This is a genomic window from Sphingomonas sabuli, from assembly GCF_014352855.1.
Classification (GTDB): domain Bacteria; phylum Pseudomonadota; class Alphaproteobacteria; order Sphingomonadales; family Sphingomonadaceae; genus Sphingomicrobium; species Sphingomicrobium sabuli.
The window spans coordinates 356,957-372,090 of sequence record NZ_CP060697.1; the positions used below are offsets into that span (position 1 = coordinate 356,957).

Here is a 15,134-nt window from a genome sequence, read left to right on the forward strand (position 1 = left end):
GGCCAGTCGGGCCGATTGGAAAGCGGCATGAACGGCCGCCGCGAACCGGTGAAGCCGCTGCAGGATACGCAGCTGCTGGCGTCCGATCCGCAGGCTCATGCCGCGGTCTCCGCGTCCGCCGGCACCGGCAAGACGCAGGTACTGACCGCCCGCGTGCTGCGCCTTTTGATCCAGGGGGCGAGCCCGCAATCCCTGTTGTGCCTGACCTTTACCAAGGCGGCGGCGTCGGAAATGGCCAACCGCATCGGCGCCCAGCTCGCTTCCTGGGTGCGGCTCAAGGACAGCGACCTTGGCGCCGACCTGCTCAACCTTGGCGAATCCAACGATCCGCCGACCCGCCGCCGCGCGCGGCAGCTGTTCGCGCAGGTGCTGGATTGTCCCGGCGGCCTGCGCATCCAGACCATCCACGCCTTCGCCCAGTCGCTTCTCGCCGCCTTTCCCGCCGAAGCCGGGATCACGCCCGGTTTTCAGCCGATCGAGGGCCGCGCCGAACAGGAACTGGTCCGCCGCACGCTGGCCGATCTCGTCACCGACGCAGAACAGCGCGGCGACACCCGGCTGTTCGCCGACATCCAGTGCCTCAGCCGCCGTCTCGGCGAGGCCGGCGCGGTCGACTATCTGAAGGCCTGCACCAGCCGCCACGACGCGCTCGCCGCGCTCGGCGATCCGGACGGGTTGGAAAGCCGGCTGCGCGCGGTGATGCAGCTGCCCGACGGGTCGGTCGAAGATTATCTTGCCGACCGCTGTTCCGACACCGGCTTCGATTGCGACCTGCTGCGCGCCATCGCCGACGCCAATCGCACCTGGGGCACGGCGACCGGCACCGGCATGGTCGACAAGGTCGAACGCTGGCTGGCCATGCCGTGGGCCGACCGCGCCGCCGCCTTGCCCGACCTCGCCTCCATCGTGTTCACCGGCAAGGGCGACTTGCGCAAGGTGTCCGCCGGCCAGCTCAAGGCCGACGCCGCGTACCAGGATCAGGCCGAACGGCTTGCCGAAGCCGTCGCCGAATTGCTTCACGTGCAGACCGGCGCCCGGCTTGCCGCGGAAATGGCCGCGGGGTTGCGCGCGGGCCAGGCTTTCGCCCGCGCCTACACCCGCGCCAAGCGCGCCGCTGGCGTCGCCGACTTCAACGACCTGATCGACTGGACCCGCCACCTGCTCGGCCGCCCCGGCATGGGCGAATGGGTCCGCTTCAAGCTCGACCGGCAGATCGACCACATCCTCGTCGACGAGGCGCAGGACACCAACGCCGCGCAATGGGACATCATCGACCGGCTGGTGGAAGAATTCTTCACCGGCGCGAGCGAGGAGGATCGTCGCTGGCGCACGCTGTTCACCGTCGGCGATTTCAAGCAGGCGATCTACGGCTTTCAGGGCACCGACCCCGAACAGTTCGAGGAAGCGCGCCGCAAGTATAAGGCGCTGGCCAACGCGCTGGTGGAGGCGGAGCGGACCAGCGACACCGACGAGGCCCGCGCCCGCGAATTCCGCGACCTGTCGATCGACGCCAGCTTCCGGTCCGCCCAGCCGATCCTTGACGTGGTCGACGCGGTCATCGGCACGCTGGGCGCGGAGGCAATGGGCCTGCGCGGCAAGCCCCCGCGCCATGTCGCCTTTCACGCCGACCGGCCCGGCCAGGTCGAATTGTGGCCGCCGTTCGCGGTCGACGACGGGGAGCAGGGCGGCGACGAGGGCGAGGAACGCTGGGTCGACATCCGCGACCGCCTCTATGCCGACGCGCTCGCCCAGCGCATTGCCGACCTCGTCGACGAAGCGCCGGTGCTCGGCTCGACCCGGCGCAAGCTGACCCCGGGCGATATCCTCATCCTCGTCCGCAGCCGCGGCGAATTGGCGGCGCTGATCGTCGCCCGCCTGTTCGCGCGGCGCGTGCCGGTCGCGGGCGTCGACCGGCTGCACCTGCAGGAACCGCTGGCGGTTCAAGACCTGCTCGCCGCGGTGCGCTTCGCGGTTCAGCCCGGCGACGACCTCAGCCTTGCCTGCCTGCTTGTCTCCCCGCTGATCGGGTGGGACCAGGACCAGTTGCGCGACCTGGCGCAGGGCCGCCGGACGACGCTGTGGCGGGCGCTTCGCGACCGCGCGGGGGAAAGCCCGGCCTTTGCCGCCGCTTATGCCGCGCTCGGCGACCTGCTGCGCATGGCCGACTTCACGCCGCCGTCGCGCTTCCTCGAAACGATCCTGTCCGGCCCACTGCAGGGCCGGCGCAAGCTGTACGCGCGGCTTGGCATGGCCTCGCGCGACCCGATCGACGAACTGATGAACAGCGCGATCGAATTCGAACGCCACGAAACCGGCTCGCTCGACCGCTTCCTCGCCTGGTTCTCGCGCGGCGACGTCGATGTACAGCGCGACGCCGGCGGCCCGGCCAACGAGGTGCGGGTCATGACCGTCCACGGGTCGAAGGGGCTGCAGGCACCTGTGGTGATCGTCGCCGACGCGACCGCCGACCCGGCCAAACTCGGCCGTACGCCGCTGACGCTCGACTTCCCGGTGCAGGGCAGGGTGGCGCCGCTGCTGCGTCCGAAAAAGGACGAGCGCCTGTCACCCTTTGCCGAGATCCTCGACGAACAGGACGTCCGCGACCTGCAGGAACATTGGCGCCTGCTCTACGTCGCGCTGACCCGCGCCGCCGACCGGCTGATCGTCGCCGGGGTCAAGCCGAAAGAGAAAAAGGACGGGTCCGACCCCCGCCCGGAAAACAGCTGGCACCGCGCGGTCCAGGCCGGGCTGCTCGCCGCCGGCGCCCGCCCCGCGGAGGATGGCGACGACCTCAACCTCGTCCACGGCAGCAACGCGCCGGTGGCCGTTCGGGCGGGCAAGCCGGTCGACGTGCCGCCCGCCGGAATCCCCGCCTGGGCGACGTCCGCCGCCCCGCCCGAGGCGCGCCCGCCGCGCCCGCTGGCGCCTTCGGCGATGGCGGAAGACCGCGAGGCGGCACCGCCGCCGTCGCCGGAAATGAAGGCGGCTGCGGAACGCGGCACGATCATCCACGCCCTGCTCGAACGCCTGCCGGCCGTCGCTCCCGACCAGCGCGAGGCGGCCGCGTTGCGCTGGCTCGACCGGTCGGCGGGGGTCGCCGACCCGGCCGCCCGGCAGGACATCGCCGACATCGTCTGCGGGATCATCGCCGACACGCAGTTCGCGCCACTGTTCGGCCCGGGATCGCTGGGCGAAGCGCCGATCGCCGCGACCTTGCCCGACGGGCGAGTCATTGCCGGCACGGTCGACCGCCTGCTGGTCCAGCCGGACCGGGTGCTGGTGGTCGACTACAAGACCGGCCGGGCGCCCGACGGCGCTGCCGCCATCCCGCTGTCGCATCGGGTGCAGATGGATGCCTACCGCCAGGCGCTGGGCGTCATTTTCCCCGGCCGCGCGATCGAGGCCGCGTTGCTCTACACCGCCGCCGCGCGATTTTACCCGGTCGACGGTTGAGCGCCGCCGCCTCCATTCCCATATATTTGCAAACGCGAATCATCAGGAGACCCCGGCCATGGCCACCAAGACTGTCACCGACCAGAATTTCCAGAGCGACGTGCTCGGCGCCGACGGCCCCGTGCTGGTCGACTTCTGGGCCGAATGGTGCGGCCCGTGCCGGATGATCGCCCCCGCGCTGGAAGACATCTCCAACGACCTTGGCGACAAGGTCACCGTGGCCAAGCTCAACATCGACGAAAATCCGGACACCCCCGCCCGTTATGGCGTGCGCGGTATCCCGACCATGCTGCTGTTTAAGGACGGCCAGCCGATCGCGCAAAAGGTCGGCGCCGCCCCGCGCAGCCAGATCCAGCAGTGGATCGAAGGCAACATCTAGCGTCTGGCCGGCGCCTGTGCCGGCCGCGGCTTTAATGCGACGATGATCGGGCCAAGCGGCGAATGGCTGTCCATGCGGCCGTTCGCCGGGTCCCATAAGGAACTGACCGCGCCGTCGAAATATAGCGCGTCCGGCGTTTTCAGCCGGTCGCGGAAAAAGCGCGCGAACTTGCCGAACGACACCGGGTCCTGGCTGATCGCGAACAGCGCCTTGCCCTGTGCGGTGACGCCGACCCCGTTGCGGATATGGCGCGACGTTCCGTCGTCCTCGAACGCCGGGTGCATCCTCCCCTTGATCACCAGCATCGGTCCCGACTGGGTCGCCAGCGTCGGCGCGCACCGGGTCCTCGGCACGCTGCCGCTCTCGTAAATCCCTGCTCGTCCCGAACAGGCGACCAGGAAGACGCCGTTGGGCTTGAGGTGGAAATTCCCCGGCCCGTCGCGCAGGTTGACCGCGTGCAACTCCGCGCCGTCGGCGCGGGTCAGGCCGATCGGTCGGCCGTCCTCGTCGAACATGCCGGCGTTCATGGCAAAGGCGACCTCGTCCTCGTCCACCCTTGCCAGCGCGTCGGAAAAGCTGCGCACCGGCGTGTCCTCCGGTCCGGCCGCGAGCAAGGTCAGCGGCCCGCCTTCATTGTCGCACACGGTAAAGCGGCTGCCTTCGAACTCCTGCTGGTCGCACGCCGACGGCTCGCCGGGCTCGCCCGCCGGTTCGTCCGTGCCGCATCCCGCGGCCCATGCGGACAGGAAGATAAGGGCGATCGTACGCATGGCGCGCACGCTGGCCGCTTCAGGCGGCGGTGTCGATGCCGATATCGCCCAGCTTGCGGTAAAGCGTCGACCGGCCGATCCCCAGCCGCTTGGCGACTTCGGTCATGCGGCCGCGATAATGGCCGATGGCCAGCCGGATCAGGTCGGCCTCGATCTCGTCTAGCGGGCGGATATGCCCGTCCTCGTTGAACACCGTGATCGCGCCGACGCCGTTGACCGCCGCATCGCTCGAATGCCGGCTCAACCGCGGCACGATGTCGCCGGTGCGATTGGTGAACCGCGACTGGGTGGCGATATGCGGGAAGTCCGCGGTACCCAGCGACGCGCTCTGGCAATCGATCCCGGCACGCAACAGGACGCTGGCCAGCTGGCGCACGTTGCCCGGCCAGCCGTACCGCATCAGCACCGTCAGCGCGTCATTGTCGATGGTCAGCGGCCGCATCATCTCCTGCTCGCCGAACCGGTTCAGCAAGTGGCGGGCAAGCGCGGGAATGTCGCTGCTCCGTTCGCGCAGCGGCGGCAGGGTGACGACCGTCGATTCCAGCCGCTCGCGCAGCTTGGCGTTGAACGTTTCGGGCAAGGCCCGGCTGGCGGTGGCGATCAGGCGGACGTCGATCGAATGGCTGCCGTTGCATCCCACCGGACGGACTTCGCCGGTCGCCAGCGTGCGGTCCAGCGCTTCCTGCGTTTCGGGCGGCAAGGCGGTGACGTCGTCCAGCAGCAGGGTTCCGCCATTGGCCTCGACCAGCTTGCCGTCCCTGGCCGAAAAGGCGCCGGGAAAGGCTCCGGCTTCATGCCCGAACAATTCGCTGTCGATGATGTTGGCCGCGACCGCCTTGCAGTCGAGCACGACAAGCGGCGCCTTGTTGCGCAGGCTGGCCGAATGGATCGCCCGGGCAAAGGTTTCCTTGCCGGTGCCCGCTTCGCCGACAATCAGGATCGGCAGGCGGTTGCGCGCGGCCTTGGCCCCGACCGCCAGAGAGGCGCGGAATTCCGGCGTCGCGCCGACCAGTTCGTCAAGGTCGAGCGCGGGCGTCAGTTTTTCCGTCAGCGGGGTCAACTCGCCGGTCGGACGGCGGCGGTCGGCCACCCCGGACAAGGCTTCCAGCAGCCGTTCCGGCGCCACCGGCCGGCCCAAGAAATCCGTCGCTCCGGCGCGAATGGCGTCGACCGCCACCGGCAGTTCGTTGCTGGTCAGCGCCAGCACCGGCAGCCCCGCCTGGCAGTCGCGCAGCGCCTCGATCAGCGCCTTGGCCGTGTCGCGTTCCCAATTGCCCAGCAAGGCGACGCGCACTTCGGGCCCATAGGGGCCGCGCAGGATCGCCACCGCGGTTTCCAGCCCGTCCGCGCCGACCACCGTCCAGCCCGCGCGCGACGCGATCGCGGATATCCGCCGCCGCTCCGCCGGGTCGGCGTCGATCAGGAGAAGGGATCGGATCGGTTCGTTGGCCATAATGCCTCGCGTCGGTCTGTAGCGGGGAAGCAGTAAAGGCCGCCTTAAGACCGCTTTCGGACTTGGGCGCGGCGGCTTGCCTTGTTATGCACGCCGCCACGAGTTCAAAGGGGTTTGAAATGGCGCACGAAGAAGAACCGTTCCTGACGCATCCGCCGACGCCGGAGGTGGCCCGCCACGTCAAGGACTACACGCTGATGATCGCGATGCTCAAATGGGGGGCGATCATCTCGTTCGTCATCGCCTTCCTCGTCATGTACATCATCACCTAGTCCGGTGAAGATCGCGGTCCTCAAGGAAACGGCGCCGGGGGAAACCCGCTGCGCCGCGATTCCCGAAACGGTGAAGAAATTCATCGCGCTCGGCGCCGATGTGGCGGTGGAAACGGGCGCCGGGACGGCCGCGGGGATCACGGATGCCGATTTCGAAGCCGCCGGCGCCATCACCGGCGACCGCTCGGCGGTGCTCGGCGACGCGGGCATCATCCTGTGCATCAACGGCCCGGACGCGGCCGATCTGGCCGGCGCGCCCGCCGGCGCGCTGCTGGTCGGCGCGCTCGATCCGCTGCGCCGCCGCGACGCGGTCGACGCCTATGCCCGGGCCGGGTTGCAGGCGCTGGCGATGGAATGGATGCCGCGCATCACCCGCGCGCAATCCATGGACATCCTGTCGTCGCAGTCGAACCTTGCCGGTTACAAGGCGGTGGTGGACGCCGCCGGTGCCTTTGGCCGCGCCTTTCCGATGATGATGACCGCCGCCGGCACGGTCAGCCCGGCGCGGGTGTTCGTCATGGGGGTCGGCGTTGCCGGCCTGCAGGCCATCGCCACCGCCAAGCGGATGGGCGCGCAGGTTAGCGCCACCGACGTCCGTTCCGCGACCAAGGAACAGATCCAGTCGCTTGGGGCCAAGCCGATCTTCGTTGAAAACGTCGCCGGCATCGAAGGCGAAGGGCAGGGCGGCTATGCCACCGAAATGTCCGACGAATATCGCGCGGCGCAGGCCGAACTGGTGTCCGCGCACATCGCCAAGCAGGACATTGTCGTCACCACCGCGCTGATCCCCGGTCGGCCCGCACCGCGGCTGATCAGCGACGCGCAGGTCGCCTCGATGCGTCCGGGTAGCGTGATCGTCGATCTCGCCGCAGAAGCGGGCGGTAATGTCGAAGGAACCAAGGCCGGCGAGAGCGTCCGCCAGCACGGCGTGACGATCATCGGCGCGACCAATCTCGCGCGTAGCCTGTCGGCCGATTCCTCCGCGCTTTTCTCGCGCAACTTGTACAATTTTCTCAGTGCGTTCTGGGACAAGGACAAGAATGCGCCTGAACTTGCCGACGATGACGAGATCGTCGTCGGCACCCGCCTGACCAAGGACGGCAAGGTGGTCAGCGAAAGGCTCGCGGAGGCCTAGGGCCACGCCTGCCACGGCCGACATTCTCGTCATCGGCGGCGGTGTCGCCGGCCTGTCCGCCGCGGCCGCGCTCAGCGCCGATGCGCGGGTCGTGGTGCTGGAAGCCGAAGATGCGCCCGGTTTCCATTCCTCCGGCCGCAGCGCCACCATGCTGCACTACGCGCTCGGCAATCCTCTCGTCCGGGCCCTGACGCTCGCCAGCCGCGGCACGTTCGAAGATCCGCCCACGGGCTTCACCGACGTTCCGCTCGGTCGCCGGATGCCGGTACTGGTCCATGCCCGCGCTCCGGAAACCGCCGAACTCGACGCGCTGGAAGCCGCCATCGCGCCCTTTGCCGCGCTGGACCGCGCCGGCCCGGCGGAGATCGCCGCGCTCTGCCCGGCGCTGAAGACCGGGGAGGGCGGGGCGGTCGCCGCTCTGGTCGACCGCAACGGCCTCCGCCTCGACCCGCACGCCTTGCTGCAGGCTTATGTGCGGACTCTCCGCCGCAACGGCGGCACGCTCGTGCCCGGCGCCCGTGCCGCCGCCATCGTCCGCCGGTCCGGCCACTGGCAGGTCGCCACCGATCGCGGCGGCACGTTCGAAGCCCCGCTGCTGGTCAACGCCGCGGGCGCCTGGGCGGACGGCATCGCCGCCATGGCCGGCGTCGCGCCGGTCGGGCTGACCCCGCTCCGCCGGACGATCATCACCTTCGACGCCCCGGACGGCGCGGACCGCTGGCCGTTCGTGAAGACCGTCGGCGAAGAACTCTATTTCGCGCCCGAATCCGGCCGCCTGTTAGCCTCGCCGATGGACGAGGTGCCAAGCGCCCCCTGCGACGCGCAGCCGGACGAGGAAGATGTCGCGCTGGCCGCCTATCGCGTGGAGCAGCGCACCACGCTGCAGGTCCGGCGCATCGCGCACAAATGGGCGGGCCTGCGCACCTTCGCGCCGGACCGCGTGCCCGTCGTCGGCTTCGCGCCCGGCGCGGACGGCTTTTTCTGGCTGGCCGGCCAGGGCGGCTTCGGCCTCCAGACCGCGCCGGTCATGGCGCGCATTGCTACGGCGCTGGCGACCGGCGCCGCCTGGCCCGCCGACGGGATCGACCCCGCGGCCCTAGACCCCGCCCGCTTCGGGCAGGCGGCATAGGTCGACCCAGCGCTCGCCGACCAGTGCGAACAGCCGCTCCGTCGCCACTTCGACCGAGGTATTGAGCGACCCGCCTGCCGGATAGACCGTGGCGAACGCCTGCAACGACACGTCCAAATACACCGGCAGCGGCGTGGCCAGCCCGAACGGGCACACCCCGCCGACCCTGTGCCCGGTCAGTTCGAATGCCTCCTCCGCGCCCAGCATGCGCGGCCGCGCGCCAAACGCCGCCTTGCACTTGCGGTTGTCGAGCCGGCTGTCGCCCCGGGTGACCAGCAGGAACACTTGGCTTCCGGCGCGCACCGCCAGGCTCTTGGCGATCCGCCCCGGCTCGACGCCCAGCGCCGCGGCCGCCTCGTCGACGGTGGAGGTCAGCGCCTCGGTCTCGATCAGCCGCAGGTCCGGCGCCTGCGCCTCCAGCCACGCGCGCACCGACTCCAGGCTCATTCGCCCTCGCCGACCAGATGCAGTTCGATCCGTCGCTGCGGCGTCCCGTTGCGATGCTCGAACAGGAACACGCCCTGCCACGTGCCCAGCGCCAGCCGCCCGCCGCGCACCGGCACTGCCAGCTGCGTCTGCGTCAGCGCCGTGCGCAGGTGCGCCGGCATGTCGTCCGGTCCCTCGTCATCATGCGTGTAAAGCGACTCGCCCTGCGGCGCGATGCGCGCGAAATAGGCCTCGAGGTCGCGCCGCGCCGCGGGGGCCGCGTTTTCCTGAATTAGCAGCGACGCCGACGTGTGCGCGCAGAAAATTGTCAGCAGCCCGTCGCCGATCCGCGCCGAGTCGAGCCATTGCTGAAGCTGGCCGGTGATCTCGAACAGGCCCGGCCGCGGCGCCCGCACGGCCAGCGTGCCATTGGCCTGCTTCAACATCCCGGCGACCGGTTCAGGGGCAACGCCAAAGTCTCCAGACAAACGAAAAGCGCCCGCAAATGCAGGCGCTTAACGTAGTTCAGTAGTTGGAAAGTTCGAGCTTAGCCGTTCGAACCGCCGTTGGTTTGACCGCTACCCAGCAGCCAGTTCCAAAGACTCCAACGCGCCGGAAGTTGCTTCTTCATCATCAATCCCCGTTCAAAGACTGCGATTCGGCAGTTGCGAGGATGTTAACCTTAAGAAACGAAGTTAGCAAACGATTTACCATCTTTTGGCGGCGGACAAGGCGCATCGTTTCGCGGGCGTCGCGATTCTGTTCGGCGTGTCAGTGGGTTAGGCGACCCGGGCGGATCGTTCGGACGACAGCCGCCGGCGCAGGCTGTCCATGCTCATCGGCCGGCCGGTGATATAGCCCTGCACGATGTCGCATTCCATTTCGGCCAGGATGTCGAGCGCCTCGCGCGTTTCGACGCCTTCTGCGACCACCTGCCGGCCAAGCGAATGGGCCAGCGCGATGGTCGATGCGACCATCAGCCGCTCGCTGCGGTTCTCGACCATCCCGCGGACGAAGCTCTGGTCGATCTTGATCTCGCTCGCCGGGACCTTCTTCAGATAGTCCAGCGTCGACAGGCCGGTGCCGTAATCGTCGATCGAGATGTTCACGCCCAGCTCGCGCAGCTGGATCAGCATGTCGAGCGCGTTGCCGCTGCCGGCGATGGCCGCGGTCTCGGTCAGCTCCAGCGTCAGGTGGCGGGCTTCCAGCCCGTGCCGTTCCAGCAGGATGGCGATCCGCCCGACCAGCGCCTTGTCGGACAGCAGGCGCCCGGACAGGTTGACCGACATGTCGAATTCCCGCCCGCCGCGGGTCAGCCCGGCGGCAAAGCCGATCGACCGGTCGAGCACGAAGGCGGTGAGCTTGCCGATCCGGTCATTCTGTTCGGCCGCGGCAACGAATTCGGCGGCCGCGATCGGGCCCTTTTCCGGGTGCGTCCAGCGGGCCAGCGCCTCGGCACCGATGATCCGCCGGCTTTTCAGATCGACCTTGGGCTGGAACGCGACCCACACTTCGCCGCGGTCGACCGCTTCGTCGAGCTGGCTGAGCATCGACAGCTTCCACGACGCGTCCTGGAGCGAATCCGGGTCGTGATATTTCCACTTCAGCCCGTCGTGCGCGGCTTCTTCCGCGGCCAGCAGAGCGCTGCCCAGCCGGTTGGCCATCGACCGGCCGCTGCCGATCTCCACGCCGAAGCTGACCGACAGGTCGATCGACATGCCGTTGACCCGGACCGGAGTGCGGAACAGCGCGTGCAGCGCTTCAAGGTGATGGCCGAACGGCTTGCCGGGCTCGTCGAACCACGCGAAAATGCCGTCGTCGCCCTGGAAGAAGGTGCGTTCGGGCGCGCCGACCGACAGGCGGGTGACGATCTGGTCGACCAGCGAGCTTTCGCTGTTCGGCGGCAGGGCGGCGACAACTTCGGCGTAATTGAGGATCCGGGCGACGATCAGCGCCTGGTCGCGGCCGCGATAGGATTTGAGCGCGGTCAGGTTGGGCAGGCCGGAAATCGGGTCGACCAGCCCGCGCCGGTTGAACCGCCAGCGCAGCAGCACCGACGAGGTCAGGATCATCACGAACAGCGCCGGGACCATGTCGACGAAGATCAGCCGGCTTTCCAGCGCCACCGGCGCCAGCAGGACCAGCGCGACGCCCGCGGCCGCGAGCAGCAGCTGCTGCCGCTCCCGCGCGCGGACCAGGGCATAGCCGGACAGCAGCAGCGCGAGCAGGAAGGCGGGCACCCAGCCGGCATCGACCGGCCGCCCCGCGCGCAGCGTCTCGGCGCCGACGGCATGGATGAATACGCCGCCCATCTGGCCGACGCCGGGGACGAAATACATGTCGCCGCCGGAATCGGTGGTGGTCCCAATGAGGACGTCCTTGCCGGCGATCCGCGCGGCCAGATTGTCGCCGCGCAGCACGTCGGCGGCGGACACCGTCGGTATGCTCGTCGGATCGATCGAATAATCGACCGGAAAGCTTTCCCCGACGCCGCCCCGCTGCCCGGACAGGATGGCGGAGAAAGACGGGATCACGCCGCCCGCCGTCTTTGCGGCAAAGGGCAGGTCCCACACCGCATTCTGGTAATTATAATACCAGTTGATGCTGCCCAGCCCGGCATGCTCGGCGAATTCGGGCAGCGGCGGCAGTTCGAGGTCGCGGCCTTCGCGGCCCGACCGGGACGGACCGCGCACCGCCAGCGTCGCTCGGCCCGACCGGCGCAAGGCGTCGGCAAAAGCCCGGTCCTCGGCGGGCGAGGTCTTGCCGTAGAATTTGACGTCGAACAGGATGCGCTTGGCCCCCGCCTTGGTCAGGGCGTCGGTCATCCGCGCATAATCGCTGCGCGGCCACGGCGGGATGCGCCCGACCAGCGTGTTGGCCGCTTCGTCCATCTTGACCACGACGATGTCGCCGCTGGCCTTGTGCATGTGGAATCTGTTGCGCGTGCCGCGCAGGGGATCCTCGGCGATCTCCCCGGCGCCGAGCGCGCCGAAGATCAGTCCCGCAATGGCAATCCAAAGCAGGGTCCGCCACGGCCGCGAGCCGGAAGGAGATTTCTCATGTGTGCGCACCGCCCCATCATGCCCGCACAAAGGTTAGGAAATTGGAAACTCTAAGTTGGTGAACGGAAAAATCGTGGCTGTCCTACAGGGGGGCACTTGTGCCAGACTGGACGCGATGATCGGGTGGGCCTTTCCCTTCACCATGTCCTGCATCGGCGCGCCCTTCGCGTCCGCGACCGGCCCGCACGCGCGTATGAGTGCGACTTTTGCGACTTTTGGCGGCCTGAAAGGGTAACGATGGACTTCATTTCGATCCTGTCGATCTTCGTCCTGGCCTGTTTCGTCGGCTATTACGTGGTCTGGTCGGTGACCCCGGCGCTGCACACCCCGCTGATGAGCGTCACCAACGCCATCTCTTCCGTGATCATCGTCGGCGCGCTGATTGCCGCGGCCTCCGCCGCAAGCCCGGCGGCCAAGTGGCTCGGCCTGCTCGGCGTGGTTCTGGCCAGCATCAACATCTTCGGCGGTTTCGCGGTCACCGCGCGCATGCTGGCGATGTACAAGAAGAAAGAACGGCCCGCGCCGCAGGGGGGCAAGACCGATGCATGACGCCGCGCCGACCCCGGCCTGGGTCCTGCTTGCCTATCTCGTCTCGGGCATTTGCTTCATCCTCGCGCTGCGCGGCCTGTCCAGCCCGGAAAGCAGCCGCCGCGGCAATCGCGCCGGCATGCTCGGCATGGCGATCGCGGTGGGCACGACGCTGGCTGTCCATGAAATCGCATCGCTGCTGGAAATCGTCATCGCCATCGCCATCGGCGGCGCCATCGGGCTGATTACCGCCCGGCGGATCCAGATGACGGCGATGCCGCAACTGGTTGCCGCCTTCCACAGCCTCGTCGGCCTCGCCGCGGTGCTGGTCGGCGCGGCCGCCTATCTCAACCCTTCCGCCTTTGGCATTACGGATGCGGCGGGCGACATCCTGCAGGTCAGCCGGGTAGAAATGGGCCTTGGCGTGGCCATCGGCGCGATCACCTTTTCCGGCTCGGTCATCGCCTTCCTGAAGTTGAACGGCAACATGTCGGGCGCGCCGATCCTGCTGCCCGCCCGGCACGTCATCAACCTCGGGCTGATCGCGGCCATCCTGGCCCTGATCGCTTACTTCCTGACCGACCAGTCGCCGTGGGTGTTCTTCACCGTCATGGCCTTGAGCTTCGCCATCGGTTTCCTGCTGATCATTCCCATCGGCGGGGCCGACATGCCGGTCGTGATCTCGATGCTCAACAGCTATTCCGGTTGGGCCGCGGCGGCGATGGGCTTCACCCTGCACAACAGCGCGATGATCATCACCGGCGCTCTCGTCGGCTCGTCGGGCGCGATCCTCAGCTACATCATGTGCCGGGCGATGAACCGCAGCTTCATTTCCGTGATCGCCGGCGGCTTCGGCACTGATAGCTCGGGCGGCGGCGACGCGCAGGCCATCGACCGCCCGTGGAAGCGCGGGTCGGCCGAGGATGCCGCCTTCCTGATGGCGCAGGCGGACCAGGTCATCATCGTGCCTGGCTACGGCATGGCGGTCAGCCAAGCGCAGCATGCGCTGCGCGAAATGGGCGACATGCTAAAAGAACAGGGCGTGCGGGTTAAATATGCCATCCACCCGGTCGCCGGACGCATGCCGGGGCACATGAACGTGCTGCTGGCCGAGGCCAACGTGCCTTATGACGAGGTGTTCGAGCTCGAGGATATCAACAGCGAGTTCGCGCAGACCGATGTCGCCTTCGTCATCGGCGCCAATGACGTCACCAATCCGGCGGCCAAGACCGACAAGAGCTCGCCGATCTACGGCATGCCCGTACTCGACGTCGAAAAGGCGCGCACCGTGCTGTTCGTCAAACGGTCGATGGGCGGGGTCGGCTATGCCGGCGTCGACAATGAACTCTTCTATCGCGACAATACGATGATGCTGCTGTCGGACGCGAAGAAGATGGTGGAAGAGATTGTAAAGGCTTTGAATTAGCCTCGCGGCAAATGCACTTCGGCGATCATGCAACGGACGCTGCCGCCGCCTACCGCCTCGATCGTCGGAATCGCCGCGGGGACCAGCTCGCCATAGGTCTCCAGCTGCCGCACCTGGTCCGGCCGCAGGCTTGCCAGCGCGGTCTGCGACAAGGCGATGACTGGCCCGCCTTTGCCGCGCAGCTCGATCAGGTTGCAGCCAAATTGCTGCAACTGGGCGAAGCTCATCTCGACTATCGTCCGGCCGCCGGCCTCGATCGCCTCGACCAGCTTCGCCCGGTCCGCCTCCGCCACCGCTTCCCGGCACAGCACGGCGAAGCCGGTGCCAAGGCTGAGCAGGACGTTGGTGTGATAGATCGCCCGGCCATCGGGATCGAAGGCGTCGAACAGGTGCGTCCGGTATCCCAGCGCCGCATCGAACCGCTCGACCGTCGCCGCGTCGGTCCGCTCGCTCCGGTTGGCGAAGGCCCGGCGGGTGGGCCGGTCGAGGATCAGGCTGCCGGTGCCTTCCAGGAAGTGGCCGGCGGCCTCGGCGTCGCTCAGGTCGACCAGCCGCTCGACCGCAAAACCGGCGCCGCGGACCAGCGTCATGACGTCATCGGTTCGGCGCTCGGCCCGTCGCGGCGCGGTCGCCATCGGATAGACGGCCATCGTTCCGTCGGCGTGGAAGCTGACCCAGTTGTTGGGAAACACCGCGTCGGGCCGGACCGGGTCCGGCGTGTCGTCCAGCACCAGCACCGTGACGCCGGCACGGTCGAGCGCCGCGGCGAGGCCGTCGAACTCGGCGGCGGCGGCTTTCTGCACGTCGGACCGTGCCGACTGGCGGGCAAAGGCGTTGGACCGGGCGGCCTCGGCGTTGAAGCCGAACGCTGCCGGTCGGACAAGCAGGACGGTACCGGCCGATTGCGGATCCATGGCCGCGCTTTCCATTGGCCGGTCGCTGCCGTCAATCCGTCCAATTTTTGCCGCCACCCATCTTGCCCGGCCCGGCAAAGTCGGCAAGATATCGATTGGCGGGCCGCACCGGCCCGTCATGACATCGCACCTGGGTTAAAGCCCCCAGCCGGTCGCCCGGTCCTGGGGGCGTATGCCGGACGGGGGA

General features: G+C 68.5%; 13 protein-coding genes. 7 read left to right on the forward strand and 6 right to left on the reverse strand.

Annotation, left to right across the window (positions count from 1 at the left end):
* Positions 1–27 precede the first annotated feature (27 nt).
* Both addA and trxA read left to right on the forward strand, forming a co-directional pair.
* Complete coding sequence (addA, locus tag H8M03_RS01810) at positions 28–3,453, forward strand: double-strand break repair helicase AddA (RefSeq protein WP_187480077.1); 3,426 nt, start codon at positions 28–30, stop codon at positions 3,451–3,453.
* 58 nt (positions 3,454–3,511) lie between these two features.
* Positions 3,512–3,832 (forward strand): thioredoxin, encoded by a 321-nt coding sequence (trxA, locus tag H8M03_RS01815; RefSeq protein WP_187480078.1) that lies wholly within the window; start codon positions 3,512–3,514, stop codon positions 3,830–3,832.
* Here trxA and H8M03_RS01820 read toward each other — a convergent pair.
* Both H8M03_RS01820 and H8M03_RS01825 read right to left on the reverse strand, forming a co-directional pair.
* Positions 3,829–4,602: a phosphodiester glycosidase family protein gene (locus H8M03_RS01820; RefSeq protein WP_187480079.1), complete on the reverse strand. Its 774-nt coding sequence runs from the start codon at positions 4,600–4,602 to the stop codon at positions 3,829–3,831. The two genes, trxA and H8M03_RS01820, sit on opposite strands and share 4 nt — an antisense overlap.
* Positions 4,603–4,621: 19 nt before the next feature.
* On the reverse strand, positions 4,622–6,055 hold the full coding sequence (locus H8M03_RS01825; protein WP_187480080.1) for a sigma-54-dependent transcriptional regulator: 1,434 nt from the start codon (positions 6,053–6,055) through the stop codon (positions 4,622–4,624).
* A 119-nt stretch (positions 6,056–6,174) separates the two neighbouring features.
* Between H8M03_RS01825 and H8M03_RS01830 the strand changes: the two genes are divergently transcribed.
* Genes H8M03_RS01830 through H8M03_RS01840 form a run of 3 tightly spaced genes read left to right on the forward strand, consistent with a single transcriptional unit; the run spans position 6,175 to position 8,591 of the window.
* Positions 6,175–6,327 (forward strand): hypothetical protein, encoded by a 153-nt coding sequence (locus H8M03_RS01830; protein ID WP_187480081.1) that lies wholly within the window; start codon positions 6,175–6,177, stop codon positions 6,325–6,327.
* Positions 6,328–6,331: 4 nt separating this feature from the next.
* Positions 6,332–7,462, forward strand: a complete 1,131-nt coding sequence (locus H8M03_RS01835) for a Re/Si-specific NAD(P)(+) transhydrogenase subunit alpha (RefSeq protein WP_187480082.1) — start codon at positions 6,332–6,334, stop codon at positions 7,460–7,462.
* Between the two features lie 52 nt (positions 7,463–7,514).
* Complete coding sequence (locus tag H8M03_RS01840; protein ID WP_246449148.1) at positions 7,515–8,591, forward strand: NAD(P)/FAD-dependent oxidoreductase; 1,077 nt, start codon at positions 7,515–7,517, stop codon at positions 8,589–8,591.
* On the opposite strand, the gene H8M03_RS01845 is transcribed toward H8M03_RS01840, so the two are convergent.
* The 3 genes from H8M03_RS01845 to H8M03_RS01855 all read right to left on the reverse strand — a co-directional run bounded on the left by H8M03_RS01845 (position 8,559) and on the right by H8M03_RS01855 (position 12,088).
* A complete protein-coding gene (locus H8M03_RS01845; RefSeq protein ID WP_187480083.1) occupies positions 8,559–9,038 on the reverse strand; it encodes a YbaK/EbsC family protein in 480 nt (159 codons plus the stop codon). The genes H8M03_RS01840 and H8M03_RS01845 overlap by 33 nt on opposite strands.
* The gene (locus H8M03_RS01850) at positions 9,035–9,460 is read right to left on the reverse strand and encodes a secondary thiamine-phosphate synthase enzyme YjbQ (protein ID WP_187480901.1); all 426 of its coding nucleotides are present in this window, start codon (positions 9,458–9,460) and stop codon (positions 9,035–9,037) included. Before H8M03_RS01850 ends, H8M03_RS01845 begins: the two co-directional genes overlap by 4 nt.
* Positions 9,461–9,796: 336 nt before the next feature.
* Positions 9,797–12,088: an EAL domain-containing protein gene (locus tag H8M03_RS01855; RefSeq protein WP_187480084.1), complete on the reverse strand. Its 2,292-nt coding sequence runs from the start codon at positions 12,086–12,088 to the stop codon at positions 9,797–9,799.
* 228 nt (positions 12,089–12,316) lie between these two features.
* Between H8M03_RS01855 and H8M03_RS01860 the strand changes: the two genes are divergently transcribed.
* Both H8M03_RS01860 and H8M03_RS01865 read left to right on the forward strand, forming a co-directional pair.
* A complete protein-coding gene (locus H8M03_RS01860; protein ID WP_187480085.1) occupies positions 12,317–12,628 on the forward strand; it encodes an NAD(P) transhydrogenase subunit alpha part 2 in 312 nt (103 codons plus the stop codon).
* Positions 12,621–14,033 (forward strand): NAD(P)(+) transhydrogenase (Re/Si-specific) subunit beta, encoded by a 1,413-nt coding sequence (locus tag H8M03_RS01865; protein WP_187480086.1) that lies wholly within the window; start codon positions 12,621–12,623, stop codon positions 14,031–14,033. The genes H8M03_RS01860 and H8M03_RS01865 overlap by 8 nt, the downstream gene beginning before the upstream one ends.
* On the opposite strand, the gene ctlX is transcribed toward H8M03_RS01865, so the two are convergent.
* On the reverse strand, positions 14,030–14,947 hold the full coding sequence (gene ctlX, locus H8M03_RS01870) for a citrulline utilization hydrolase CtlX (protein WP_187480087.1): 918 nt from the start codon (positions 14,945–14,947) through the stop codon (positions 14,030–14,032). The genes H8M03_RS01865 and ctlX overlap by 4 nt on opposite strands.
* Positions 14,948–15,134 lie beyond the last annotated feature (187 nt).

Excerpts from the sequence above, each read along its gene's own strand:
- H8M03_RS01825 (WP_187480080.1), bottom strand. The coding sequence starts at position 6,055 with ATGGCCAACGAACCGATCCGATCCCTTCTCCTGATCGACGCCGACCCG.
- H8M03_RS01865 (WP_187480086.1), top strand. The coding sequence starts at position 12,621 with ATGCATGACGCCGCGCCGACCCCGGCCTGGGTCCTGCTTGCCTATCTC.
- ctlX (WP_187480087.1), bottom strand. The coding sequence starts at position 14,947 with ATGGATCCGCAATCGGCCGGTACCGTCCTGCTTGTCCGACCGGCAGCG.
- H8M03_RS01845 (WP_187480083.1), bottom strand. The coding sequence starts at position 9,038 with ATGAGCCTGGAGTCGGTGCGCGCGTGGCTGGAGGCGCAGGCGCCGGAC.
- trxA (WP_187480078.1), top strand. The coding sequence starts at position 3,512 with ATGGCCACCAAGACTGTCACCGACCAGAATTTCCAGAGCGACGTGCTC.
- H8M03_RS01860 (WP_187480085.1), top strand. The coding sequence starts at position 12,317 with ATGGACTTCATTTCGATCCTGTCGATCTTCGTCCTGGCCTGTTTCGTC.
- H8M03_RS01830 (WP_187480081.1), top strand. The coding sequence starts at position 6,175 with ATGGCGCACGAAGAAGAACCGTTCCTGACGCATCCGCCGACGCCGGAG.
- H8M03_RS01820 (WP_187480079.1), bottom strand. The coding sequence starts at position 4,602 with ATGCGTACGATCGCCCTTATCTTCCTGTCCGCATGGGCCGCGGGATGC.
- addA (WP_187480077.1), top strand. The coding sequence starts at position 28 with ATGAACGGCCGCCGCGAACCGGTGAAGCCGCTGCAGGATACGCAGCTG.